We start from the raw sequence: 25,412 nt of genomic DNA on the forward strand, positions 1-25,412 counted from the left end.
TGCTTTTGCGGCTCCCGGCAGCGCTAAACGCGGACTTATATGCTCGTGGCTGTTTCAAGCGACGAATGACGGCGCGCAGCATTAGGTAGGAGCGCAGCCAGATCGGCTCGCGCGAAATAGCAGAACGGGGAAATGGAATGGATACCTTCAACGCTGGCGTCCAATATAACGACTTCAAGGGGACTGTCGCTGCGGACATTTCCGACAACGTGGCGCTTGCCGATTATCTGGTGTCCTTGGGGAAGGCCGAAAGTGACGAGCGTGTCGTAGGGTTCAGGATCGCTTCCGGAGAGAACCGGGGCACCCCTGTGACCGACGTGTCGCTGGTGGCGTACCTCCTTCGATCTGCTGAATTTGAGCCTGCTCCGGCAGCGGTGCGCGCCGTCGAGGTGCGCGTTACGCCAGGAGAAGCCCTCGCCTTCTTCAAGCGCTTCGACCTCGTGGCGACCCGGCGCGGCGTGGATTTCAGCGGCACGCACGTGGATGGCCCGCACTACGACTGAGGCTATAACTTAGCCGCAATCGCGCCGCCCGTCCCTTGTGGGCGGGCGGCGCGCGCTGACCTGCAAGGGCAGCGGGCGCGACAGCCATGCGGGGCATGGCTGTCGCGCTGGCGGCGGGGGCGCTGCTGAGACGGAGGGAGGGGGGCCGATTATCACCGGCCCCCCGATCAGATCAGGCCATTTCATCGTCGGCAAGTTCGCCGCGCTCCATGTCCTCGTCCTCGATCCCGTCACCGTCCATGTCGGTGTCGAAATCCTCCGGGTCGGCCTCGGGCTGATCGAACGCGCCAATCTTCATGGGGGCAGGTAGCCACCCTCCCGGAAGCCGCCCCGACACATTGACGGCAAGATCACCCTTCTTCTTGATGGTCGCGCAGTTCTCGGCGCTGGAAGCACCGCATTCCTCGCGCAACAGGCCGATCATCGCGGCTCGGCGCATCTTGTCGAACAGTGCGATGGGGGCGGTCCAACGGGCTGCGATGTCCACCCCGGTCGCGCGCGCGATCTGCTCGAAATGGTGATGCCGACTGCCGGGGGAGCCACCCGCGAACACCGTGCCGTCAACGGTCATGGCGACAAGGCCCGCCAGCAATGCCATCTTGTCGTCGCTGGTCATGGCGCGGATTGCGTCGAACCGGCCTTCGGCGGGGATCGATGCGAAGCGGGTCGCCATCACTTCCTCGACGGGGCGAACGTCGCTCGTTGCCATAAGCTCGTCGGCCACATCGGTCGCGACCGTCTTGGCCTGAACCTCAAGGGCCATCTGGTAGCTGTGCGCGCCGTGGAGCAACTGGCCTGCAAGGCTGTCCAGCATGATGTCGAGCGCCAGCGCCGGGTCGGCCGCGACGGCTTCCTGCACGATCTGCGTCTTGATGCGGGTCAGGTCCGCGAACAGGCTGTTGCTATAGAGGGGTTGGGGTTCGCCGCTGCTCGCTTTGGGCTTCGCCTCGGCCTTGGCGCGATAGAAGCTCTTGCCGAGCGAACCGTCATGCGAAACCCATAGCGCCACGCCCCCGACTGCGACCTGCTCCGCATTGAACGCCCGCATTCCTTCGGTGATGGTGTCGCGCTCGTCGGACAGCGGCTCGATGCCGTCGCTATCTTCGCCCTCGGCCTCGGCAATCGCCTCGATTTCGGCATCGATGGCGGCAAGCCGCGCCGCTTCGTCCTCGGTGGGCTCGCGGGTGGCCGGATAGATGCTGCCCTTCATGTAGAGATCATAGGGCCGTTCCAGCGTGGCGCGGACCTCGTGCCAACCGATCGCACGATATTCATCCGCAATGCCGTCCAGCTTTTCTTCGGCCAGTTCCTGCACAAGCTCGGGCTGGTCGGCAAAGCCTTCCGCTCCTTGGCTGAACAGGTCCACCGTGATCGTCCCGCCCTTCGCCTCATAGGCATCGCGCCCGACGAACAGGAACGCGCCGCTGGTGGTGTCCACCTTCTCCGTGGTGAGCATCCGCCGGATGGTGTGGGCGTGACCATTCGCCGCCTTGCAGACCTTGATCTGCTGGTCGTGATCCTCGGTGAGGGTGAGCGCGCGCGCCGCCTCAAGCGACAACTGGTCCTTGGCGATCAGGTCGATCAGCGTGGGTGCGAGCGCGGAAAGGCGAAGCATCTTGTAGACGAAACTGACTGCCTGACCGAACCGGGCTGCGATTTCCTCGGCGTCCATGCCGGTGTCGCGCAGTGCCGCAAAGGCGCGGATGCTGTCGGCGGGGTGCATGTCCTCACGCTGGAAGTTCTCCGCGAGCGACAGTTCGATGGCCTCTTCCTTGGTGCGGACCTCGACGGGGAAGGTGTCGCTGTTCTTGATCCGCTTGCGCTTCGCCAGTTCCTTGAGGCCCCGATAGCGCCGCCCTCCGGCGAACACATAGAACAGGCCCTCGTCCTCGTAGGCGACAAGGTTCTGCAACAGGCCGTGCGCGGCAATGTCGTCGGCCATCGCTTCCACGGCGGAAGGCTTCACGCGCCGCTGATTGAGCGGGGAAAGGCGAAGCTGCGACAGCTTGATGGTGGTGATACCCATGATGAAACTCCTGTGATCTGTGATGGTGTCGATTGGGGAAGCGGGGTCAGCCTTCGAGGCTTGCCAGCTCGTCGAACTCGGCTGATGCGCGGGTCGCGGCGTCGCCTGCGTAGGTCGCGCCGGATCGTGGATAGAAGAACACGCGGTCGCCTTTGGCGTAGGGGGTGCCGTCTGCGCTGGTCCCGTCCATCTTGGCCCGTTTCCAGTAGGGATCGCCCTTGTATCGGGTGTAAGCCATTGTCCTTTCTCCTTCTTCCTGCGGCTGAAAGCCGGTTGCCGCAGCAACCGGGTCTGCCTCTCCGGCGAGGAGCGGGATGGGGAGGGAGGAGGAAAATCGATGGCCTTGGCGCGGGCAGGCCGCCCTAGCGCGGCCGACGCCCATCAGGGCGTCGGGTGCCGCGCTTGGCGGACAACACGGGGGCGTCTATTTTCCTTCGGGAACGAAAGGGCAGCAGCCCTTGGTGTTCCCCGCGCTGGCGGGCCTCCGGGGGAGGGCCGCGGCGCTAGGCGAGTGAAGTCGCGCCCATCGGGCAGCGGCGACAGGTGTGCCATGTGGCACACCTCACGCGAGGATCGTCACCCTTTGGGCCGAGACGCCGGCACGGTGGCTCGGTCGGCGCTCGCCAGGGCGCCGATAGAGCCGTGCCCGGCAGGGTCGCGCCCGACTGGTCTTCAGGTTCAATGAGACAGAGCGTCGATAACCCTGCATTCGGCAACCGTTCCAACGGTGCATGTGCCGCCCCAGTGGGCGATTTCAGCGCGAAGTGCAGTCAGATCGGCCAGCTTTCGATCGATCTCCGCGATATGGACGGCAGCTATCGTATCGGCTTCCGCGCAGGATTCCTGCGGGTCATCTGCAAGACGCAGAAGAGCGCGCACTTGATCGAGGGAAAATCCCAGATCGCGCGACCGCTTGATGAAGGACAGCCGATCGAGATGCGAGCGATCGTACAACCGATAATTGCCCCCGCTGCGAAGGGGAGGAGAAACCAGACCCTCTGCCTCGTAGAAACGCACGGTCTCGATCTTCAAGCCGGTCCGTTTGGCGATCTCGCCGATTTTCATCGCCCTGCCTCTTGACCCTCTAGTAGGATGAGGGTTCATATAGGGCGTCTGATCCACGAATCGAGCTTGACGATGGCAGACGCCGTTTTTTCAGCGCAGCGCGACATGATCGCGGACCTCGGCCGCACGGCTGCGCAGCGCCGCGTCTCGATAGTTGCGATCAAACCCACCACTTCAGCCAGCTCCACGCGGCTCGCGCCGTTGATGCGCGAGTTATTGCAATGACATGGAAACCTTTCCGTGGTAGGGGCGGGTTCGTGCGAGCCTTTCTGCCTCTCCTGACATGCCTGATGCTGGTCCTTACCAGCTTCTCTGGCATGGCTCATGCCGCCGATTTGGCGGGGGGAAGCATCGCGGGCGTTGAGTTTACCGTTCATTCCGCCGGCGACATCGACGAGGTGCCGTCGGATTCGGACAAGAACGTCCCGCACCATCACAATTACTGTCACGGGCATGACGTTGGTGCGCCTGCGCGCACGACGATGGAATATACCCACGTCCTCACGATGCCCAAGCCGACTATCTCCGCCTCTGCGTCGCTCGACGGCCGCACCGGCATGGTCCATTTGAGGCCCCCCCAAGCCTGACGTCCGATTTGGGCGCGCGTTGGCGCGCCCCTGTCGATCATCGTCAGGAGTCCTATTTTCATGCATCGTATCCTCGCGGCCATGCTGGCCGCAGCGTCGTGCGCCACTATGGCGCAGGCGCAGGTCGGACCGTCCGCGCCTTTTGCGCAGGACGCGCCGGTCTACACGCTTGACCAAGCGGTCAGTGCAGCGGGCGGTTCGGCCCCTGCTGCCGAAGCGGCGACAGCCGCGGTCGATGCGGCCCGTGCGGGCCGCACGGTCGCTGGACTGCGGCCCAACCCGGTTGTCCAGGGCCAGGTTGAGAACGTCATCGGCTCGGGGCCGTATCGTGGGGTCCGCAGCGCGGAATCCACGGTCGGCTTTGCGATCCCGATCGAGCTAGGCGGCAAGCGCGGCGCCCGCGTCGCGGTCGCCAATGCGCAATTGTCCCGGGCCGAAATTCAGGCCGCGATCATCGCGGCAGATGTCCGGCTTCAGGTGACGCAGCTTTATGTCGAGGCGGTCGCGGCCGATCGCCGGGTTACAACAGCCCGCGACCAGGCCCGGATCGCCAGCGACGCGCTGCGGGCCGCGAGCGTTCGCGTGCAGGCGGGGCGGGCCTCCCCGCTCGAGCAACAGCGCGCAGATGTCGCGCGCATCAATGCCGACGCCAATGTGGAGCGGCAGCTTCGCTTGGCGGAGGCGGCGCGGGCCAATCTGGCGCGCCGGATCGGTCGACCGATTGACGGTGCGCTCGATGACACGCTGCTCGATCGTCTGCCGGGGGCGAACATCTATGGGCCGGTGGCACCGGTCGATACGACCGGCACGCTCGCGCTGGCGGCGGCGAACGCGGATTTCTCGATCGCGGAAGCGGGCGTGCGGCTTGCGCGCGCCAATCGCGTCCCTGACCTCAATGTCGGGCCTGCGATCCGCCGACTGGAAGCGACCAATGACATGGCGGCGGTGTTCACCGTGTCGATCCCGATCCCGGTGTTCAACAATGGTCGCGCGGCGATAGCGCAGGCGACCGCGCAGCGGACGCAGGCGGATGCACAACGTCGCGTGACCGCGCTCGACATCGAACAGGCGATCACGGACGCGCAGGCGCAGGCGGCCAATGCCGCGACGACGGCTCGTGCGGCGTCGGGGCCGGCGCTGGCGGCTGCACAGGAGGCGGCCCGCATCGCGCGGATCGGTTATCGCGAGGGCAAGTTCGGCCAGCTCGAATTGCTCGATGCGGAACGCACACTCGCTGAAACGCGGGTCGCCGCGATCGATGCGCTCGCCAATTACCAGAATGCCCGCGCGCAAGTGGAGCGACTGACCGCTCCTGCGCCGAATGGGGGAAATCAGTGATGAAGAGTTTCTATCTCGCGGGCGCGGCGTCGCTCGCCCTGCTGTTGGCTGCCTGTGGTGGCAAGGACGCCGGGAACGAGGCGGCCGCCAATGGGGCAGCCGGCAACGAAGCGGCTGCTGGCGCGGAAAAGGGCGGCGCTGAAGGCGGTCACGCCGATGAGGGCGTCGTCACATTGGGTTCCGATCAGATCGCGGCGGCGGGCGTCCAAGTAGGACGGCCGATCATCGGCGGAGCCGGAACGATTGAGCTTCCCGCGATCATCGAGGGCGACCCCCAAGGGACGCAAGTCGTCTCGGCCGCGATCGCGGGACGGGTGGTCGCGCTGACGCGCAACCTTGGCCAGTCGGTCGGGCGCGGCCAGACTATTGCGGTGATCGAGAGCCGCGAGGCGGCGCAGATCAAGGGCGAGGTCGAGGCAGCACGGGCACGGCTTCAGCTCGCCAATTCGAACCTCGCGCGCGAGCAGCGGCTTTTCGCCCAGAAGGTATCCCCTGAGCAGGATCTGATCGCTGCCCGCACGGCGGCGACGGAAGCGCGGATCGCGCTGACGCAGGCGCAGAGCATGGTGTCGGCCGCCGGTGTCGGCGGCGGCGGTCTCAACCGGCTCGGCATCGCCGCGCCGATCTCGGGCCAGATCATCGCGCGCCCCGTGACGCTGGGACAGACGGTCGCGGCGGACGCCGAACTCTATCGCATCGCCAACCTGAGCCAGGTATCGATCGCGCTCAACCTGAAGGCTGAGGATGCGGGCCGGGTGCGCCCCGGCAACACGGTGCTGGTCAAGGCAGCGGGCCGTCAGGCGACCGCGCGCGTCACCTTCGTGTCGCCGGCGCTCGATCCGCAGACGCGGCTTGTGCCGGCGCTCGCCACGCTCGACAATCGGGGTGGCGAATGGCGGGTCGGCGAGCCGGTGACGGCTGCCGTCCAACTCACGGGCAGTGGCGGCAGCGGTGCGATCCGCGTGCCGACGACGGCGGTACAGAGCTTCGAGGGTAAGTCGGTCGTATTCGTCCGAACGCCCACCGGCTTTAAGGCGACCCCGGTTCAGCTCGGCGATGCGTCGGGCGATACGGTGATCGTCCGTTCGGGCCTGACCGGTAACGAACAGATCGCCACCACCGGAAGCTTCACGCTCAAGGCCGAGATCGGCAAGGGCGAAGCGAGCCACGAGGATTAAGCCATGATCGCCCGCATCGTCACATGGGCGGTCGAGAAGCGCTGGCTAGTCCTGCTGCTCACCGTCATCGTCGCCGCCATCGGCGCCTTTTCCCTCTACCGGCTGCCGATCGACGCGGTGCCGGACATCACCAATAATCAGGTCCAGATTAACGTCCGCGCACCCGCGCTCTCGCCCGAGCTGGTCGAGAAGCAGGTGTCGTTCCCGATCGAAACCGCGCTCGCCGGCACTCCCGGCCTTGAATATACGCGCTCGCTGAGCCGCAATGGCTTCGCGCAGATCACCGCCGTCTTTTCGGACGCCACGGACATTTATTTCGCCCGTCAGCAGGTGGGTGAACGTCTGCAGGGCGTGCAAGAGAACCTACCCGATGGCGTGAACCCCGAAATGGGTCCGATCGCGACCGGCCTGGGCGAGGTGTATATGTACACCGTTCGTCTCGAGCATCGCGAGGACGACAAGCACAAGCCCGGTGAACCGGGCCAACAGCCCGATGGCAGTTACATCACGCCAGAGGGCGAGCGACTGACGACCGAAGAGGATAAGGCGACATACCTGCGCACGGCGCAGGACTGGATCGTCACGCCGCTTCTCAAGAACACTCCGGGCCTCGCCGGCGTCGACTCGATTGGCGGTTACGCCAAGCAATTCCTCGTCGTGCCCGATGTGCAGAAGCTGGCTTCACTCGGCATCACGCTGACCGACCTGGGCAACGCGCTGGAGCGCAACAACACCAGCGTCGGCGGCGGCTTCGTCAATCGCAATGGCGAAGGTCTGGCTGTCCGCTCGGATGCGCTCGTGCGCAATGCCGGCGAGTTGGCCAGGACCGTGATCGCGACACGTAACGGCGTGCCGATCACGGTCGAACAAGTCGCGACCGTGAAGACGGGTCAGGCGATCCGCATGGGTTCGGCCTCGGAGAATGGCACTGAGGTCGTCGTCGGCACCGCGATCATGCGGATCGGCGAGAACAGCCGCGTCGTGTCGACCGCGGTCGCGGAGAAGCTGAAGACGATCAACGCTTCGCTGCCTCCGGACGTGGTGATTCAGCCGGTGCTCAATCGCACCGAACTGGTCAACTCGACGATCAAGACGGTTGCCAAGAACCTGTCGGAAGGCGCGGTGCTGGTCATCGTCGTGCTCTTCGTGCTGCTCGGAAACTTCCGCGCGGCGCTGATCGCGGCGCTGGTCATCCCGATCACCATGATGCTGACCGGCTTCGGGATGCTGCGTGCTGGCGTCTCGGCCAATCTGATGAGCCTCGGCGCCCTGGACTTCGGTCTGATCGTTGATGGCGCCGTCATCATTGTCGAAAACGCGCTGCGCCGGCTTGCCGAGCAACAGCATCATGAAGGCCGATTGCTCAGCGTCAAGGAACGGCTCGCGACCGTGGCAGCCGCTGCGCGTGAGATGATCCGTCCCTCTGTGTACGGGCAGGCGATCATCATCCTTGTCTATGTGCCGCTGCTGACGCTGACCGGCGTGGAGGGCAAGACGTTCGTGCCGATGGCGCTCACCGTCATCATCGCACTCGCTTTCGCCTTCATCCTCTCTCTCACCTTCGTGCCGGCGATGATCGCGATCTGGCTGTCGAAGAAGGTCGAGGAGAAGGACGGCCGCATCATCACGTGGCTGAAGAAGCGCTACGAACCCGGTCTGGACCGGGCCATGAAGCGTCCGACCGTGACGATCGGGGCGGGTGTCGCGAGCCTTGTGGTGGCGGCGCTCGCCTTCACCACGCTCGGCTCGGTGTTCCTGCCGCAGCTTGATGAAGGCGATTTGCTGATCCAGTCGCTCCGTATTCCGGCGACGTCGGTCCAGCAGAGCCAAGCGATGCAGGTGCCGATCGAGCGGATGATGTCGAAGCAGCCGGAGGTGCAGTTCGTCTATTCCAAGACGGGCACCGCCGAGCTGGCGGCCGACCCGATGCCGCCGAACGCGACCGACATGTTCGTCATCCTCAAGCCGCGCAAGGATTGGCCGAATCCTGAGCTTCCCAAGGAAGAGCTGGTCAGCCGGATCGAAGGCAATCTCGCGAAGATTCCGGGCAATGCCTACGAGATCACCCAGCCCATCCAGATGCGCTTCAACGAGCTGATCGCCGGCGTGCGCGGCGACATCGCGGTGAAGGTGTTCGGGGACGACTTCAACCAGATGAACCGGACAGCCGAGCAAATCGCTGCGGCGCTGCGTAAAACGCAGGGCGCAGCGGACGTGAAAGTTGAGCAAACGACGGGTCTCCCCATGCTCGACATTCGCGTCAATCGTGACGCGATGGCACGCCTGGGCGTCACGGCGCAGGACGTGCAGGACACCGTGACTGCCACGATCGGCGGGCGGACCTCGGGCCAGATCTTCGAAGGCGATCGTCGCTTCCCGGTGGTGATCCGCCTGTCGGAGGCGCAGCGCGCCGACATCGGCCTGCTCCAGCAGGTGCAGGTGCCGGTGGCAGGCGGCGGCTATGTGCCGCTGTCCAGCGTCGCCGAGATCAAGGTGGTCGACGGCCCCAACCAGATCAGTCGCGAGAACGGCAAGCGGCGCGTGGTGGTGCAAGCCAACGTGCGTGGCCGCGACGTCGGATCGGTGGTTGCGGATGCGCAGGCAACGATCGCCAGCCAGGTTCGGCTGCCTGCCGGCACCTATCTCGAATGGGGCGGCCAGTTCGAAAACCTGCAATCGGCGAGCGAGCGGCTGAAGCTGGTCATTCCGGCCTGCTTCATCCTGATCCTGTTGCTGCTCTATGGCGCATTGGGATCGGTCCGCGATGCCGCCATCGTCTTCACCGGCGTGCCATTCGCGCTGGTGGGCGGCGTCCTGCTGCTCTTCTTGCGAGGCATGGACTTTTCGATCTCGGCGGCGGTGGGCTTCATCGCCCTGTCGGGCATCGCGGTCCTCAACGGCCTCGTGATGGTCAGCTCGATCCAGGATCTGATCCGGTCGGGGCTATCGCGCGAAGAGGCGGCCCATGTCGGCGCAATGCAGCGCCTGCGGCCCGTCGTCATGACCGCGCTCGTCGCAAGCCTCGGCTTCGTGCCGATGGCGCTTGGCGAGGGGGCGGGCGCGGAGGTGCAGAAGCCATTGGCGACCGTCGTCATCGGCGGCCTGATCTCGGCGACGCTGCTGACGCTGTTCGTGCTGCCGACGCTCTACGCCCGGTTCGGGCAGAAAGTGATCGAGAAGCCCGAGCACTACAATGAGGAGCATGAAGGGGACGACCACGGTCAGACCTTCGTGAACAACTTGGCCTGATGGGTGCGCGGGGCGATCCGCGATCGCCCCGCTCATCTCTGGGAGATGGGGATATGCCTCGCACCATAACCAGCTCAATGCTTCACGGCGGGCCACTGCGGATCTGGTCGGCGATCACCGATCCAGATCATCGTCGGGCTTGGAGTCCGCTCGTATTCCTCGACAACCCGTGCCAGCCTGGCGAGACGGAATGTACCTTCGCGATCCAGGGCATCACCCGGCCAATTCGGACGCCGGCCCGGGTCGATCAATTCGACAAGCCGCGCGCCTTCGCTTGGTCCTGCGGCATCCCTTATCTGTTCACGCTCGAAGAGCGGTACGAGCTGGCAGGGGACGACGGTGGCACCAGGCTAACACATAGCTGCACGCTGCGCGGGGCGCTGTCTCTGCCGTTCGCGGCGATGATGTTGCGTCGTCTGCGGTCCCTGATGATCGAGGCTGACGATCGCCTCGCAACCTATCTGCGCTGGCGGGTGGGTCAGCCTGCCCGCGGGATCAATCGTCAGCGCGTCCCCTCCCGCTACAGGAGGAAGGCGCGGTGATGCCGTTGAAGCGGGTACTGCCCGCCCTCATCCTCGTTGTCGGGCTGGCGGCTTGCACGGAAAGCAAGCCGCCAGCTCCGCCAACGGAGCAGCAAATCCATTCGTCCGACAGCGCCGTGGCGACCGGGGAAATGGGGCGTCATCCCTATCGCTGTTCCGACGGGGAACCGCTGTTCGTCGATTACAAGGACAACGGCCTGCAGATCGATTTGCGGCGCTCCAGCAGCGCCGTGCCCATGACGCTGACCGCGCCGGCGCAGGGCCTCCAATATGTCGGCGAGACAGCCACCGCGACCTTCAAGGGGTCGCAGCTCACCGTCGTGGAAGGCGAGGGCCGCACCCGAATCTGCGAACGGGAGGGCACCCGATGAACCGCCCTGTCTTCCGACACGTCGCACTGCAACGGGAGAGAAACGATGTCTGACACGTCGATCTCGAATGTGATGGCCATTCGCGCCGAAGTGATCGCGCGAAGCCGCGCTTTGCGTGAGGCGCAGCCGACGGCACCGCCCGGCGTGACGCCGACCGCTCCGGCGTCGAACTTCGCCGACACCCTCAATGCCGTGGTCGCGAAGGTCAACGAGACCCAAGAGCAAGAGGATGTCGTCACCGAAGCATATGAGCGTGGCGAAACCACCGACATTGCAACCGTCGCGCTCATCCAGAGCCGCGCATCCATTACTTTCGAGGCGACCCTGCAAGTCCGGAACAAGCTGCTGTCCGCTTATCGGGACATCATGAACATGCCGATCGGATGACGATCGCTAAGAGATTTAGGGCGTAATTGATATGATAGTCGGCGCGAGGCCACGTTTTAGGCAGATCATTATCGAGGTTTGGAAGCCTCTCACGATCCTGTTCGTGTGGGACGTGGCGGTGACGGCATTCCACATGATGACCCCGATCAAGGAACCGCCTTTGCCGACGGCGCTGTTCGGCACTGCCATTGCGCTCTTCATGGGGTTTCGGACCAACGCAGCTTATGCGCGCTGGTGGGAAGCGCGAACCCTTTGGGGCGCGCTCATCAATGCGTCGCGCAGCCTAGCCAGGATCACGCGCAGCCTGACCAAGGGGGAACCCGAGGGCAGTGAGATGCGGCACAACATCATCCTGCGGCAGATCGCCTTCGCGCACTCGATGCGCTGCCAGCTTCGCCGACAGTCGCCCTATGAAGAGATTGCCCGGATCGCCGGAACGGACGTCGCCGATATGGCGGTCGCTCGCCTGAACCCTGCCAACGCGCTCTTGGAGGACATATCGGGCATTTACGCCGACGCGCTCGCGGAAAGTCGGATCACCGAGATCCAGCAGGCAACTGTGGAGCGCGTCCTGATCGACATCGCCAATGCGCAGGGTGGCATGGAGCGGATCAAGAACACGCCGCTGCCCAATGGCTTTCGGTTTTTCCCGAACCTCTTCACGCGCGTGTTCTGCGTGCTGCTCCCGATCGCGCTGGTCGAATCCCTGGGCCTTGCCACGCCGATCGGATCGACGCTGATCGGACTCGTCTTCCTAGCGGTGCTGAGCATCGGCGAGGATCTGACCGATCCGTTCGCCAATAGCGTCCACGATGTCCCGCTCACGGCCATGTGCCGCACGATCGAGATCGACCTTCTTCAGACGGCGGGACTACCGGCCCCTGAGCCGCTGACGCCCGATCACGGCGTGCTGTGGTGAGGGCGGTGCGCGCCTTGCGGCACCTGCCTGGCCTGACAGCCGCGCGCATCGGCGCCGTTCTGTTCGCGGGTATGGTCGTAGGGGCGTGCAATCCCGCGCCGAGCGAACCGGCCGAGCCGGCGCATGAAAAGCATCTGACGCCTCGATTGATCGCGCAGCGCATCATGTATTGCGACGATGGATCGCGCGCCGATGTCGACTTCATCGACGACGGGCTGAAGATGGCTGTCACCTGGCTGCCCAACGGCAGAACCGAGATCCTGCACGCGCAACGGACCGGCGAAGAATTTCGCGGCGACCAGTCGCGGGCAGTCGTGGCGGGCGGGTCGATCGCCTTCACGCAGCGCGGGAAGATCCGCGTCTGTCATCGAACACCGGAGGAATCATAGGATATGCAGGCATTGCTCTACACGCTTGCGCCTGTGTTGGCGGTCGTGCTCGGCGCGATCATCGCGAGCCGCACCAAATTGAATCCTGGTCTCGTGGCGGGGCTACAGCATCTTGCTGCCGGCGTCGTGTTCGCGGCGGCAGCGACTGAAATTCTGCCGCAGGTCAAGCATGAGGCTTCGCCCAGCGCGACGTTGATCGGCGGGGCGGCGGGCGTCGTAACGATGCTGGGTCTCAAGGCTTTCGAGGCCCGCTTCAAGGGGCCGATGGCGCTGCTCGCCGCCATCGGCATCGACATCCTAGTCGATGGCCTGGTGCTCGGCCTTGCCTTCGTCGCGGGCGAGAAGGCGGGATTTCTGCTGACGATCGCGCTGACGCTCGAAGTGCTCTTCCTGGGTCTGACGCTGACCAACGAGCTGGCGGAAACCTATCGCTCGCGCCTGCGCATCATCGTGATCGTCTCGGCCTTGGCGCTGTTGCTGCCAATCGGCGCGCTCGCGGCCGTTCCTGTCGCCACGCTCTCGCCGGTAATGGTCGCTGGCTTCCTGAGCTTTGGGCTGATGGCGCTGCTCTACCTCGTCACGGAAGAGCTGCTGGTTGAGGCGCACGAGAAGCCTGACACCCCGCTCATCAGCTCGATGTTCTTCGTAGGGTTCCTTGCCCTGCTAACGCTCGAGGAGATCATGGGATGATCCCGAGCAACGACAACAATGGCGGCAAGGAGCGCCGTACCCTCTGGATCGTCCTGCTGCTGAACGCAGCAATCGCGGCGGGCTTCTTCGTCTCAGGATTTTTCGCGGATTCGAGTGCCCTGATCGCAAACGGTGTCGACAACCTGTCCGATACGGCCGTGTATGCGCTGAGCCTTGTGGCGCTCACCCGGGGCCAGACGTGGAAGACACGCGCCGCGGTCGCTTCGGGCGTCATGCTGCTGATCTTCGCGGGCGGTATCCTGATCGACGTTGGCCGGCGCTACCTTCAGGGCAGCGAGCCGATCGGACCGACCATGATGGTCATGTCGGCGATCGCCGGCGTCGTAAACTACCTCTGCCTGCGGCTGCTCCAGCGGCTCAAGGATCCGGACGTCAACCTGCGGGCCGCCACCACCTTCAGCTTCAATGACTTCATTTCCAATGGCGGCATCCTAATCGCGGGCGTGCTGGTGCTGTGGCTGGGCACCAACTGGCCGGACCTTCTGGTCGGCTTCGCTACCGCCATCATCGCCATCAAGGGCGGTGTCGAAATCCTGCGCGACGCGCGCGCCGAAACCAAGAAAAGCGAAAGGAGGTCGTCATGAACGACAAGCTCGAACTCGATATTCCAGTATTGTTGCCGGACCTTCCTGACGCGGCCGACGCTTGCCTGGACCGTCTCGTATCAACCCTGACGAAACGCGAAGGCGTCGAGCGGGCGCATGTGATCTGCCTCGACGGCGACACGCCGGCGGCCCTGTGCATCCATTTCGACGCCGCCAAGCTGCCGCTGCCGCGATTGCGTGAAATGGTGCGGGCCGCAGGTGCCGAAATCACTGAACGCTACGGTCATGCGATCTGGCAGGTGACAGGGATCAGTCACGAACGGCGGGCGCGCACGGTCAGCGATGCGCTATGCGCGTTGCCCGGGGTGGTACAGGCAAGCGCCAGCACCAGCGGGTCGGTCCGGGTCGAATATGATCGCCGAGAGACCACAGAAGAGGAAGTGCGCGCTGCTCTTCGCAAGCTGAAGGTGAGGGTTGGCAAGCGGGTCGCCGCCGATGACCATGCCGGCCACGACCACGGCCCCGGGGGCCACGACGCGGGCGAAGAGAAGCACGGCCCCGGTGATGGTCACGACCATAGCCACGCCGAATTTCTCGGCCCCAATACCGAGCTGATCTTCGCGCTTGCCTGCGGCGCGCTGCTGGGGATCGGCTATGCGATCGAAAGGCTGGTTGCCGGCGCACCGGAGTGGCTGCCCACGGGCTGCTATGTCGCAGCCTATTTCTTCGGCGGATTCTTCACGCTGCGCGAGGCGATCGACAACCTTCGGATGAAGAAGTTCGAGATCGACACGCTGATGTTGGTCGCTGCCGCCGGCGCCGCTGCGCTGGGCGCATGGGCCGAAGGCGCGCTGCTGCTATTCCTGTTCAGCCTTGGCCATGCGCTTGAGCATTACGCGATGGGACGCGCCAAGAAGGCGATCGAGGCGTTAGCGAAGCTCGCGCCCGAAACCGCGACCGTGCGACGCGACGGCCAGACCAGCGAAATCCCGGTCGAGCAAATGGTCGTTGGGGACGTTGCCATTGTCCGCCCGAACGAGCGCCTGCCTGCTGACGGCTTCGTCATCAAGGGCAACAGCGCGATCAACCAGGCCCCGGTGACGGGTGAAAGCATCCCGGTCGACAAGGTGCCGGTCGCCGATGCCGCCGCGGCGCGGGCAAAGCCTGATGCAGTGGACGCGGAGAGCCGGGTTTTTGCCGGTACGATCAACGGTGGCGGCGCGATCGAGATCGAGGTGACACGCCGTTCCAATGAAAGCGCGCTCGCCAAGGTCGTGAAGATGGTGAGCGAAGCGGAGACGCAGAAGTCGCCGACGCAGCGCTTCACCGATCGGTTTGAGCGGATCTTCGTGCCTGCTGTCCTGATCCTGTCGGTGCTCCTGCTCTTCGCATGGGTGGTCGTCGACGAGCCGTTCCGCGACAGCTTCTATCGCGCGATGGCGGTGCTGGTGGCGGCAAGCCCGTGCGCGCTCGCCATCGCAACGCCGAGCGCTGTCCTGTCTGGCGTTGCCCGTGCAGCGCGGGGCGGCGTGCTCGTGAAGGGCGGTGCACCGCTCGAAAACCTCGGGTCGCTCAAGGCGATCGCTTTCGACAAGACGGGCACGCTGACCGAAGGTCGTCCGCGCATCACCGATGTCGTGCCCGTTGATGGCGCCGATGAAGGCGAGCTGCTGGCGCTGGCCGTCGCCGTCGAAGCGTTGAGCGACCATCCTCTGGCCCAAGCGATCGTCAAGGACGGCCGCGAACGACTGAACGATCGTGCCGTGCCGACTGCCGGCGACCTCAAGAGCCTGACCGGTCGGGGCGTCACCGCGAGCGTGGATGGCGAGACGGTCTGGATCGGCAAGGCCGAGATGTTCGGGAGTGAGGGCATTCCGGCGCTGGGGCAGGGGGCACAGGACGCGATCGCGAAATTGCGTGAAAACGGTCGCACGACGATGGTGGTCCGCAAGGGGGACCGCGACCTGGGCGCGATCGGCCTGATGGATACGCCCCGCGAAGCGGCAAAGACCGCGCTGCGCCGGCTGCACGAGATGGGCGTGTCGCGGATGATAATGATCTCCGGCGACCACCAGAAAGTCGCCGAAGCGATCGCCAACGATGTCGGGATCGACGAGGCATGGGGCGATCTCATGCCGGAAGACAAGGTCGCCGCGATCAAGAAGCTCGCCGGTGAAGACAAGGTCGCGATGGTCGGCGATGGCGTGAACGACGCGCCGGCGATGGCCAGTGCAACGGTCGGCATTGCAATGGGCGCGGCGGGCTCGGACGTGGCGCTGGAGACAGCCGACGTCGCATTGATGGCCGACGATCTGGCGCACCTGCCGTTCGCGGTCGGCTTGAGCCGTCACACACGCGGGATCATCCGCCAGAACGTCTTCGTCAGCCTGGGCGTGGTCGCCTTCCTCGTTCCTGCCACCATCCTTGGCCTCGGCATTGGGCCAGCGGTGGCGGTTCATGAGGGATCAACGCTGCTTGTTGTCGTCAACGCGCTCAGGCTGCTCGCCTACCGCGATCCGGCGGGGAAGGCGGCATGAAGTGGATGATCGCCTTCGACCTCGACGGCACGCTTGCCGAGAGCAAGCGGCCGCTATCAGAGGATATGGCCGAGACCCTCGGCCGATTGCTCGCCGTCACGGATGTGGCGGTGATCTCGGGCGGGGACTGGCCGCAGTTCGAAAAGCAGGTCGCCTCGCGTCTTCCTGCCGGCGCCGCGCTTGACCGTCTCTGGTTGATGCCGACCACAGGCACAAAACTCTACCGGTTCATCAATGGAGCTTGGCGCGCGGTCTATGTCGAGCTGTTCGACGACGCAGAGAAGGCGACGATCCGCGCGGCCTTCGATCAGGCCCTGACCGATGCCGGCCTCGCCGACGAACGTATCTGGGGCGAACGGATCGAGGACCGGGGTAGCCAGATCACCTTTTCGGGGCTGGGGCAGGCAGCGCCGCTAAAGGAGAAGGAAGCGTGGGATCCCGACCGAAAGAAGAGGACCGCGTTGCAGGCCATGTTGCGCGCGACGCTGCCGGACCTCTCAATCAATCTAGGTGGCACGACATCGATCGACGTGACCAGGGCAGGGGTGGACAAGGGCTATGGCCTGAAGCGCCTGAGTGCTGAAAGCGGCGTCCCGCTCGACGGGATGCTGTTCATCGGCGATGCGATCTTCCCTGGTGGGAATGACTATCCCGCCGCTGAAATTGGCCTCGATACGGTGAGAGTGCGCGACGTTGCGGAAACCACCGCCGTCGTGACTGCCATCATCGCATGTCTGCACCGGTAGGGATCGCCGATGTTCGCGATCCCCGCCTTGGGCCTGAACGTCTGTGGGGCTCTCGGCCCGATCTTCCCCCTTTACCTCCGATCTGGAGCAATCGCGTAGAACAGGCAGGCCGGCATGTTTCAAAGCTCGTGGTGGGAGATAACCACCCATATCATCAGTCTTGCCGTCGCCTATGCGCTCGCCCTTCCTGTTGGCTGGGATCGCGAGAAGGACGCTCGCAGCGCAGGCATCCGCACATTTCCGTTGGTTGCCATCGCCAGTTGCGGCTTCGTGCTGGTGGGCATCGCGATCCTCGGCCGCACGTCTCCAGCGCAAGCCAGGTTGCTCGAAGGGGCTCTGTTGCAAAAATCGTGAAGCTTGAGCATGCTTGGCGGAGATTGGACGGACGGAACGATGACGGATTTCAAGTGGCGCCATTTCCAGGGTGATGTGATCCTGTGGGCGGTGCGCTGGTATTGTCGCTATCCGATCAGCTATCGCGACCTTGAGGAAATGCTGGCGGAACGCGGCATTTCGGTCGACCATACGACGATCTATCGCTGGGTCCAGTGCTACGCCCCGGAGATGGAGAAGCGGCTGCGCTGGTTCTGGCGGCGTGGCTTTGATCCGAGCTGGCGCCTGGATGAAACCTACGTCAAGGTGCGGGGCAAGTGGACCTACCTGTACCGGGCAGTCGACAAGCGGGGCGACACGATCGATTTCTACCTGTCGCCGACCCGCAGCGCCAAGGCAGCGAAGCGGTTCCTGGGCAAGGCCCTGCGAGGCCTGAAGCACTGGGAAAAGCCTGCCACGCTCAATACCGACAAAGCGCCGAGCTATGGTGCAGCGATCACCGAATTGAAGCGCGAAGGAAAGCTGGACCGGGAGACGGCCCACCGGCAGGTGAAGTATCTCAATAACGTGATCGAGGCCGATCACGGAAAGCTCAAGATACTGATCAAGCCGGTGCGCGGTTTCAAATCGATCCCCACGGCCTATGCCACGATCAAGGGATTCGAAGTCATGCGAGCCCTGCGCAAAGGACAGGCTCGCCCCTGGTGCCTGCAGCCCGGCATCAGGGGCGAGGTGCGCCTTGTGGAGAGAGCTTTTGGCATTGGGCCCTCGGCGCTGACGGAGGCCATGGGCATGCTCAACCACCATTTCGCAGCAGCCGCCTGATCGGCGCAGAGCGACAGCCTACCTCTGACTGCCGCCAATCTTTGCAACAGAGCCCCTGCACGCATTCCAATGACAGAGAGGCAGAGGGCCGAGCTTCTTGCACTGCCGGGTACCGAAGATGAGGTGGTTCGGCACTACAGCCTCGACGATGCCGATCTTGCCATGATTGCCAAGGCCCGAACGCCAGCGACCAGACTCGGCTATGCCCTGCAGCTGTGCTGCCTTCGCTTCCCAGGCCGATATTTGCGCCGGGGCGAAGTGCTGCCGGCGCTCATGCTCGACTACATCGCCGAGCAGGTCGGTGTCGATGCAGATGTCATTGCTGAATTCGCGCGGCGCGGACCGACCCGATACGAGCAGCTTGCGACCATCAAGCGAAACCATGGCTTTCGCGACCTGAGCCATCCTCTGCGCGCGGAATTGGGTGCATGGCTGAATGATGAGGCAGTGGCGCTCACCGATGGCCAGGCATTGATCGAACGTCTCGCCGACAAGATGCGCGCCGAGCGGATCATTATTCCTGGACGAAGCGTCATCGAACGGATGGCCGCATCGGCGATGCATCAGGCCGACAAGGCCTTTATGGCCGCCATTCATGCCCAGCTTGATTCCGCATCCCGGCAGAGGCTGGACGCTGTGCTTGCCGAGAAAGTCCACGACCAGCAAAGCCGGTTGAGCTGGCTGAGAGCACCGCCAAACCGCGTGAGCGCCCGCACGCTGCTCGAACTGCTCGACAAGATCGATGCGATCCGGGCCTTCGGGCTCGACACCGTTTCGGTTCCGGACGCGTCGTGGGCCAAGATGAACCAGTTGGCGCGCGAAGGCGTTCGCCTGACGGCACAGGCCCTGCAGCAGATGTCGCCATCGCGCCGCATGGCAACGCTGGTCGCGACAATGCGCGAACTGGAGGCCACTACAACCGATGCGACGCTCGCCATGTTTGGATCTTTGGTGGGGCGCGCCAATCTCCGGGCACGCAAGCGTCTCGACGAAACCATCCTTGTCTCGGCGGATCAAGGCCGCGAACGGCTCGCACGGATCGCAGCCGTGCTGGAAGCAATGACCAGGGCGCTACGTAAAGGCGAAGATGTTGAAGCCGCGGTTACCTGCGTCGCCGGGCTCGATCTGATTGAAGCCGACACACAGCTCATTCGCCGCTCGACGAAGCCTGGCCGTCCTGACGTCGTCGGCGAACTGCAACCAGAATACCGAACCTTCAAGCAGGTTGGCAGCCGTTTCCTCGCTTCGTTTGCGTTTGAAGGGCGCAAGGCGACATCTGCGCTGCGGACTGCAATGGGCATCCTCGTCGATCTTGGCGGAAATTGGCGCAGGCCGCTCCCTGTCGATGTGCCACTTGGCCACATCGAGCATCGATGGCGGCGGCATCTGTTCGCCGACGGCAAGATCGACCGCACCTACTGGGAGCTTGCCACGTATTTTGCCGTCGCAAGTGCGCTGGCATCGGGCGACCTTTGGGTGCCGACCTCGCGAATGCATCGCGCACTCGAAGACCTGATTCACCCCACTGCGGCGGCACCAGCCATACAGCCGTCACGGTTGCCCGACCTTGGCAAGCCGGATTTTGAGCAGTGGATTGCTACCAAGTCGGCGCAACTCGACCAGGCTCTTCTGGCTACAGCGAACGGCCTGTCAGGCAAGGATGCGGCGCTGTTCACCGGCGATCGACTGCGGTTCCCGAAGATGCCCAAGGATAGCGCCGCCGACGACGAGCAATCGCGCAACACCGCCATGCAGGTTTACCGCCTGTTGCCCACCGTGCGGATCACCGACGTGCTGCATCAGGTCGCCAAATGGACCGGCTTCATCGACCATTTTACACATGTCTCGACCGGGCTCCCGCCAAGCGACGAAAAGGCATTTATCGCAAGCCTGATCGCCGAGGCGACCAACCTTGGCCTCAGCCGAATGGCTGATATCTGCAATGTGGCATCGCGGCGGGCCCTGCTCAGAATGCAAACCTGGCATATGCGCGAGGACACGTTCAGGGCGGCATTGGCCACTCTGACCGATGCCATCCATGCCGAACCGATCGCCGCCTGGTTTGGCGAGGGCTGGCGGGCCTCGGCCGATGGCCAGCATTTCTATCTCGGCGGGCCAGGAGAGAGCGGCGGAGCGGTCAATGCCCACTATGGGCGCGACCCCATCATCAAGATCTACACCACCATCACCGACCGATACGCGCCACTTCATCAGACCGTGATTGCCGGAACCGCAGGCGAGGCGATCCATGCGCTCGACGGGATTCTTGGCCACCAGAGCGCTGTCGACGTTGCCGCGCTGCACGTCGATGGCGGCGGGGTATCGGATATCGTTTTTTGCGTCATGACGATGCTCGGGCTCAGCTTCGAGCCGAGAATTCCCCGTCTCTCCGATCGGAGGCTTTACGCGTTCGAACCAAAGGCTCGCTACGGCAAGTTGGCATCGCTGTTCGGGCACCGTCTCGATGAAAATCTTATCCGCAGCCATTGGGACGACATACACCAGGTCATCGCGGCGATGCGCAATCGGGTGGTGACCCCGTCGTTGATACTGCGGAAGCTGTCCGCCTATCGGCAGCAGAACAGCCTTGCTGCCGCCATGCGCGAGATCGGTCGGATTGAACGGACCCTCTTTACCTTGCGCTGGTTCGAGGAGCCCGAATTGCGCAAGCTCGTCACCGCCGAACTCAACAAGGGCGAGGCCCGCAACACCCTGGCGCGCGCCGTTGCATTTCACCGACTTGGCCGGTTTCGCGATCGTGGTGCCGAGAACCAGCAGCTTCGCGCGGCCGGGCTCAATCTCGTATCCGCTGCGATCATCCTCTATAATTGCAAAAATCTCTCCCGGGCGGCCCATGCGCTTCAAGCCCGGGGGCAGATCGGGATTGACGGGCTGTTGGGGCAAATCTCCCCGCTGGGCTGGGATCACATCAACCTGACCGGAGACTATGTGTTTTCCGACGATACCCAGCTCGACCGGGACGGATTTTTGCCACTCCGGATTGACACGCTATGACCAATATCTGCATCCTTGGAGCCGAACCCGCCGTTCCGGACACGCCAACACTTGCGACATTGGTTCGAGGCAGTAACAACGCGACTACTGATCTGCAGAGGTTGATAGAAGGCAATCTGCTGTCGCGAGGTACGCAAGAATTGGCGCAGCTTGGGCGTGGCACAATCTGGGACGATGATACATGCTCTCGTACTTAATTCCGCTGGCGGTGATGGCAGGTCCGGCGACTGATCAACCGATTGACCCATCCCTTGTGAAACTTGAGCGGACGCCCAAGCAAACGACTTGGGAAACTTTCCATTTTGATTGCGACATCCAAATGGAGAACGGCGTGCGGTCGAAGCTGATCTTGGATCGTTCGGGAGGGCGCGGCTTCCAAAATCCCACAACTGGAAAGGTCGATCAGACTCCCATTAAATTCGAAATGCGAGGATCGGGGGCTAACCAATTCTCAAGGTTTTCCTTGGTCCCGCGAGGTGATGATGTTGAGCTACATACGGCAGGCAGATCGATAGGATACGACTACCTCTTCCGCTTCGCGGAAACCCCATCTTCTTTCGAGGCAAAATCCAGGTCGCGATATGCGATAACCATCCAAACTAGCGGTTGGCCGGTCGGCCCACGGGTTGCTGGACTTGGCTTTTGTAGTGCGTCTTTCCGCAGCCAAAGCCCCTTATCTGAAGCCGAAACGCAGAAGTACATCAGTGACGCCAATCGCGTCCAACCACTCTCGGACTAAAGTTCGTTTCCCCCAACATTCCGGTCGTTCGCGCCGCCGATCAGGGCTTCCGAAAACTGCCTGTGCCGGGACATTCAATCCTACCGTATATCTGTGTCCCAATAATGCACTGGGGCCGCGTAGGCGCCAGCCTGTCTTCTCGGATGCGGCGATCCAGGCCTGCCTGACGTTGAAGGGAGTGTTCAAGCGTGCCTTGCGCCAGACCACCGGCATGGTCGCAAGTCTTCTCGGGATGGTCGGGCTTGATTGGCCGGTGCCGGATTTCAGCACACTGATGAGACCTGTGCGCGGGTGGGCGTAGCGCATCTGAAATGCATCGGTTCTCTGGCGATTGGCCTGTCTGGCCTCCGTCCTGGCCGGGACGGGGCAATTTTCACGCCGGGACCGCGAGAATATTCATTGTGCGCTTGAGGTTGTAGGTACCCAGTGAGCGGTGTTCCGGCATCACCTTGCCAGGCCCCAGCGCTGTGGTTGAACTGCGGGAATGGACGAGAACCGCCTTACGACCGCATTGGACACCGACATTGGAGTGCCTCTGATACCAAGACTCTCTGATCATGACCCATGCGCCCATTGGGGTCAGTTCCGGTACGGGGCGAAATGACACCCTAAGCGCAATGGCTTAAAGGGGTGGGAAGGGGGCATGCGCAGTTCTATTCGAACACTCCGGTTCCATGCATCTGATCAGGTTCGTGCTTACTGATCAGCCATGACACAGGCAGCGCAATCGCCAAGCTAATCACAAGCTGGAAGGCGAATGGAAACAGGAACTCATCTGGCGACATCGACAAGATCAAAGATAGAGGATCTCCGGACGAAAGAAGGACTACAGCCGTCACCACCGGGGTTGGCAGCAAGGCCGAAGCCGTTGCGATCACAGTACGCAGCGAGCGGCTTCGCCCCGCCGCGTGCCTGTTGAGTATGATTGCGACGATCGCTCCACCCAGCGTGCTCACGACAGTCCACACTATAGTCGAGATCCAGTTTTCATCCATGCGCCGCTGAACGTGTCAGCCCGTGCAAAAGTCCGCAAGGGGGCGCTAGCTGCCATTATAAAACTCTGTTGAGCGTAGATCAGATGTCGGTCAGATCCTCGGGGTAACGCCCGCCCCGCTGGCAGAAAAGTCGCCATGTGTCCTGTCCGCGCTCAGTGACAAGAAGACGAACAGGTTTATCCGATGAACGCACAAGGAGCCCAAGCCGGACGAGAGGGACAATGGTTCGATCACCGATCACTTTTTCCCGGTTTCGCCCCGGGACTACCATTGCCCATCCCGGCGTTCCGCGTTCGGTAAGCGCGGGCTCCAGGTATCCATTCCGGGTGTCATCCGCTTCCCGGCCAAGAAAAAACAGGCAGATGCTCCAGAAGGCATCCCTGGGTCGAGGCGGGATCATCGCCCATTCGAGAGGGCCCGTTGTATCGGGCTGCTCATGCACCGTGGTAGTAATTGTTGGAGCGTCTCGTACACCTTCACGATAGGCGCGCTCCAGCGCCTGTGCGATAGCGCCCGCGGTGTCCACAGTGTAACCATATTTGCGATCATGGCGGTCTTTGGCGACGATGCCGCGAGCGATCTCACGGAAGCGTACCTTGCGCCGCGGATCGGGCGGCAGGCGTGGCGGGGCTTTTGTCATGCCGCTATTTCCTCGGCAGGAGAGCGATCTGCTCTTGCCCGACCGACGATTGCAGCGACCGTGTTCTTGCTCAGGCCAAGATCCCGCGCGATCCAGCGATAGCTGCGCCCCTCTTCAACCAGCGCGAGTACTTTGGGGCCAAGCCGATCCGACTTGGGCCGTTCTCCCGGTTGCCGTCCGAGCTTGCGCCCCCTCGCTCGGGCCGCAGCCAGCCCGGAACGGACACGCTCGCTGAGCATGTCGCGCTCGAACTGCGCGATGCCGGCAAGCAAAGTGGCCATCATCCGCCCATGCGGTGTGTCGACCTCGAACGTCATGCCGCTCATCGCCACCACGGACACGCGCCACCCGGACAACCGGTTCAGTGTGTCGAGCAAGTCCTGGGTGGAGCGGCCCCACCGGCTTAGTTCGGTCACAAGGATCGCATCGATCTGGCGTGCCTGCGCCAGCTTCATCACCTGGTTACGTGCCGCCCGGTTCGCCTTCATGCCGGAGGCTGTCTCCCGGAACGCTTTCACCACTTCATAGCCGCCCCGTTCGGCAAAGGCGGCAAGGTCGCGCAATTGCCGCTCGGGCTCTGTTGCAAAGATTGGCGGCAGTCAGAGGTAGGCTGTCGCTCTGCGCCGATCAGGCGGCTGCTGCGAAATGGTGGTTGAGCATGCCCATGGCCTCCGTCAGCGCCGAGGGCCCAATGCCAAAAGCTCTCTCCACAAGGCGCACCTCGCCCCTGATGCCGGGCTGCAGGCACCAGGGGCGAGCCTGTCCTTTGCGCAGGGCTCGCATGACTTCGAATCCCTTGATCGTGGCATAGGCCGTGGGGATCGATTTGAAACCGCGCACCGGCTTGATCAGTATCTTGAGCTTTCCGTGATCGGCCTCGATCACGTTATTGAGATACTTCACCTGCCGGTGGGCCGTCTCCCGGTCCAGCTTTCCTTCGCGCTTCAATTCGGTGATCGCTGCACCATAGCTCGGCGCTTTGTCGGTATTGAGCGTGGCAGGCTTTTCCCAGTGCTTCAGGCCTCGCAGGGCCTTGCCCAGGAACCGCTTCGCTGCCTTGGCGCTGCGGGTCGGCGACAGGTAGAAATCGATCGTGTCGCCCCGCTTGTCGACTGCCCGGTACAGGTAGGTCCACTTGCCCCGCACCTTGACGTAGGTTTCATCCAGGCGCCAGCTCGGATCAAAGCCACGCCGCCAGAACCAGCGCAGCCGCTTCTCCATCTCCGGGGCGTAGCACTGGACCCAGCGATAGATCGTCGTATGGTCGACCGAAATGCCGCGTTCCGCCAGCATTTCCTCAAGGTCGCGATAGCTGATCGGATAGCGACAATACCAGCGCACCGCCCACAGGATCACATCACCCTGGAAATGGCGCCACTTGAAATCCGTCATCGTTCCGTCCGTCCAATCTCCGCCAAGCATGCTCAAGCTTCACGATTTTTGCAACAGAGCCCTGATGGATGCCCAGTTGACTGGCAGCGGGACAATTAGCCGTTCAGCTTGTCCTTGAGCGCCTTGGCGGGCGCAAAGCCCAGCTTCTTCGACGCTGCGATCTGGATCGTTTCGCCCGTGGACGGGTTGCGGCCTTCGCGTGCCGGGCTGTCCTTCACCTTGAACTTGCCGAAGCCGTTGAGGCTGATCTCTTCGCCGCTGGCGGCCGCATCGGCGATCGACGCGAAGACGAGATCGACGACAGCGCGGGCGTCAGCCTTGGTGCTGCCGGTCTGGCTGGCGATCTTGTCGGCCAGGTCATTATTGTTCACGGGAATCCT

General features: G+C 63.4%; 25 protein-coding genes and 2 pseudogenes. 19 read left to right on the forward strand and 8 right to left on the reverse strand.

From position 1 onward, the window contains the following. The first annotated feature begins 137 nt into the window (after positions 1-137). Complete coding sequence (locus CA833_RS18955; protein ID WP_017503420.1) at positions 138-503, forward strand: hypothetical protein; 366 nt, start codon at positions 138-140, stop codon at positions 501-503. A 172-nt stretch (positions 504-675) separates the two neighbouring features. Here the strand turns inward: CA833_RS18955 and CA833_RS18960 are convergent, their stop codons facing one another. The 3 genes from CA833_RS18960 to CA833_RS18970 all read right to left on the reverse strand — a co-directional run bounded on the left by CA833_RS18960 (position 676) and on the right by CA833_RS18970 (position 3,594). Next, positions 676-2,529: a ParB/RepB/Spo0J family partition protein gene (locus CA833_RS18960; RefSeq protein ID WP_188821244.1), complete on the reverse strand. Its 1,854-nt coding sequence runs from the start codon at positions 2,527-2,529 to the stop codon at positions 676-678. 46 nt (positions 2,530-2,575) lie between these two features. Then, positions 2,576-2,767 (reverse strand): hypothetical protein, encoded by a 192-nt coding sequence (locus CA833_RS18965; RefSeq protein WP_188821246.1) that lies wholly within the window; start codon positions 2,765-2,767, stop codon positions 2,576-2,578. A 440-nt stretch (positions 2,768-3,207) separates the two neighbouring features. Then, positions 3,208-3,594, reverse strand: coding sequence for a helix-turn-helix domain-containing protein (locus CA833_RS18970; RefSeq protein WP_188821248.1), 387 nt, complete (start codon positions 3,592-3,594; stop codon positions 3,208-3,210). Between the two features lie 72 nt (positions 3,595-3,666). Here CA833_RS18970 and CA833_RS18975 point away from each other — a divergent pair, with 72 nt between their 5' ends. The 18 genes and pseudogenes from CA833_RS18975 to CA833_RS19060 form a co-directional block, all read left to right on the forward strand. Continuing rightward, positions 3,667-3,819 (forward strand): hypothetical protein, encoded by a 153-nt coding sequence (locus tag CA833_RS18975; protein ID WP_188821250.1) that lies wholly within the window; start codon positions 3,667-3,669, stop codon positions 3,817-3,819. A 65-nt stretch (positions 3,820-3,884) separates the two neighbouring features. After that, positions 3,885-4,181, forward strand: coding sequence for a hypothetical protein (locus CA833_RS18980; protein WP_188821252.1), 297 nt, complete (start codon positions 3,885-3,887; stop codon positions 4,179-4,181). A gap of 60 nt (positions 4,182-4,241) precedes the next feature. Next, positions 4,242-5,519 (forward strand): TolC family protein, encoded by a 1,278-nt coding sequence (locus CA833_RS18985; protein ID WP_188821254.1) that lies wholly within the window; start codon positions 4,242-4,244, stop codon positions 5,517-5,519. Then, positions 5,519-6,697 carry an efflux RND transporter periplasmic adaptor subunit gene (locus CA833_RS18990; protein ID WP_188821256.1) on the forward strand — a complete coding sequence of 393 codons (1,179 nt, stop codon included), beginning with the start codon at positions 5,519-5,521 and terminating at the stop codon, positions 6,695-6,697. Before CA833_RS18985 ends, CA833_RS18990 begins: the two co-directional genes overlap by 1 nt. Positions 6,698-6,700: 3 nt before the next feature. Further along, on the forward strand, positions 6,701-9,946 hold the full coding sequence (locus tag CA833_RS18995) for an efflux RND transporter permease subunit (RefSeq protein WP_188821258.1): 3,246 nt from the start codon (positions 6,701-6,703) through the stop codon (positions 9,944-9,946). A gap of 53 nt (positions 9,947-9,999) precedes the next feature. Next, positions 10,000-10,488: an SRPBCC family protein gene (locus CA833_RS19000; protein WP_188821260.1), complete on the forward strand. Its 489-nt coding sequence runs from the start codon at positions 10,000-10,002 to the stop codon at positions 10,486-10,488. Further along, on the forward strand, positions 10,488-10,859 hold the full coding sequence (locus CA833_RS19005; protein WP_188821292.1) for a hypothetical protein: 372 nt from the start codon (positions 10,488-10,490) through the stop codon (positions 10,857-10,859). Before CA833_RS19000 ends, CA833_RS19005 begins: the two co-directional genes overlap by 1 nt. 45 nt (positions 10,860-10,904) lie before the next feature. After that, complete coding sequence (gene fliE, locus CA833_RS19010; protein ID WP_019368193.1) at positions 10,905-11,246, forward strand: flagellar hook-basal body complex protein FliE; 342 nt, start codon at positions 10,905-10,907, stop codon at positions 11,244-11,246. A gap of 31 nt (positions 11,247-11,277) precedes the next feature. After that, entirely contained in the window at positions 11,278-12,165 is an 888-nt protein-coding gene (locus CA833_RS19015; RefSeq protein ID WP_188821262.1) for a bestrophin family protein, read from the forward strand. A 5-nt stretch (positions 12,166-12,170) separates the two neighbouring features. Next, a complete protein-coding gene (locus CA833_RS19020; protein WP_188821265.1) occupies positions 12,171-12,554 on the forward strand; it encodes a hypothetical protein in 384 nt (127 codons plus the stop codon). A gap of 3 nt (positions 12,555-12,557) precedes the next feature. Beyond that, the gene (locus CA833_RS19025) at positions 12,558-13,244 is read left to right on the forward strand and encodes a ZIP family metal transporter (protein ID WP_018251225.1); all 687 of its coding nucleotides are present in this window, start codon (positions 12,558-12,560) and stop codon (positions 13,242-13,244) included. Further along, positions 13,241-13,849 carry a cation transporter gene (locus CA833_RS19030; protein ID WP_188821267.1) on the forward strand — a complete coding sequence of 203 codons (609 nt, stop codon included), beginning with the start codon at positions 13,241-13,243 and terminating at the stop codon, positions 13,847-13,849. Before CA833_RS19025 ends, CA833_RS19030 begins: the two co-directional genes overlap by 4 nt. Continuing rightward, complete coding sequence (locus tag CA833_RS19035) at positions 13,846-16,347, forward strand: heavy metal translocating P-type ATPase (RefSeq protein ID WP_188821269.1); 2,502 nt, start codon at positions 13,846-13,848, stop codon at positions 16,345-16,347. The genes CA833_RS19030 and CA833_RS19035 overlap by 4 nt, the downstream gene beginning before the upstream one ends. Then, positions 16,344-17,093 carry an HAD-IIB family hydrolase gene (locus CA833_RS19040; RefSeq protein WP_188821271.1) on the forward strand — a complete coding sequence of 250 codons (750 nt, stop codon included), beginning with the start codon at positions 16,344-16,346 and terminating at the stop codon, positions 17,091-17,093. Before CA833_RS19035 ends, CA833_RS19040 begins: the two co-directional genes overlap by 4 nt. Before the next feature lie 114 nt (positions 17,094-17,207). Beyond that, positions 17,208-17,432: pseudogene (locus CA833_RS19045) on the forward strand (MgtC/SapB family protein); the annotation flags it as partial. A gap of 54 nt (positions 17,433-17,486) precedes the next feature. Beyond that, positions 17,487-18,251: an IS6-like element IS6100 family transposase gene (locus CA833_RS19050; protein ID WP_001389365.1), complete on the forward strand. Its 765-nt coding sequence runs from the start codon at positions 17,487-17,489 to the stop codon at positions 18,249-18,251. 69 nt (positions 18,252-18,320) lie between these two features. After that, complete coding sequence (locus CA833_RS19055) at positions 18,321-21,266, forward strand: Tn3 family transposase (RefSeq protein WP_207080805.1); 2,946 nt, start codon at positions 18,321-18,323, stop codon at positions 21,264-21,266. Positions 21,267-22,117: 851 nt separating this feature from the next. Beyond that, positions 22,118-22,285: pseudogene (locus CA833_RS19060) on the forward strand (transposase); the annotation flags it as partial. 373 nt (positions 22,286-22,658) lie between these two features. On the opposite strand, the gene CA833_RS19065 reads toward CA833_RS19060, so the two are convergent. From CA833_RS19065 to CA833_RS19085, 5 genes are all read right to left on the reverse strand, one after another. After that, a complete protein-coding gene (locus CA833_RS19065) occupies positions 22,659-22,961 on the reverse strand; it encodes a hypothetical protein (protein ID WP_207078119.1) in 303 nt (100 codons plus the stop codon). A gap of 118 nt (positions 22,962-23,079) precedes the next feature. Next, complete coding sequence (locus CA833_RS19070; protein ID WP_082370115.1) at positions 23,080-23,640, reverse strand: hypothetical protein; 561 nt, start codon at positions 23,638-23,640, stop codon at positions 23,080-23,082. Next, positions 23,637-24,239 (reverse strand): recombinase family protein, encoded by a 603-nt coding sequence (locus tag CA833_RS19075; protein WP_207081223.1) that lies wholly within the window; start codon positions 24,237-24,239, stop codon positions 23,637-23,639. Before CA833_RS19075 ends, CA833_RS19070 begins: the two co-directional genes overlap by 4 nt. 28 nt (positions 24,240-24,267) lie before the next feature. Continuing rightward, positions 24,268-25,032: an IS6-like element IS6100 family transposase gene (locus tag CA833_RS19080; protein WP_001389365.1), complete on the reverse strand. Its 765-nt coding sequence runs from the start codon at positions 25,030-25,032 to the stop codon at positions 24,268-24,270. 95 nt (positions 25,033-25,127) lie between these two features. Further along, positions 25,128-25,403: an HU family DNA-binding protein gene (locus CA833_RS19085; RefSeq protein ID WP_122129149.1), complete on the reverse strand. Its 276-nt coding sequence runs from the start codon at positions 25,401-25,403 to the stop codon at positions 25,128-25,130. Positions 25,404-25,412: the final 9 nt, after the last annotated feature.

Source organism: Novosphingobium sp. KA1 (assembly GCF_017309955.1).
In the GTDB taxonomy this organism is placed as follows: domain Bacteria; phylum Pseudomonadota; class Alphaproteobacteria; order Sphingomonadales; family Sphingomonadaceae; genus Novosphingobium.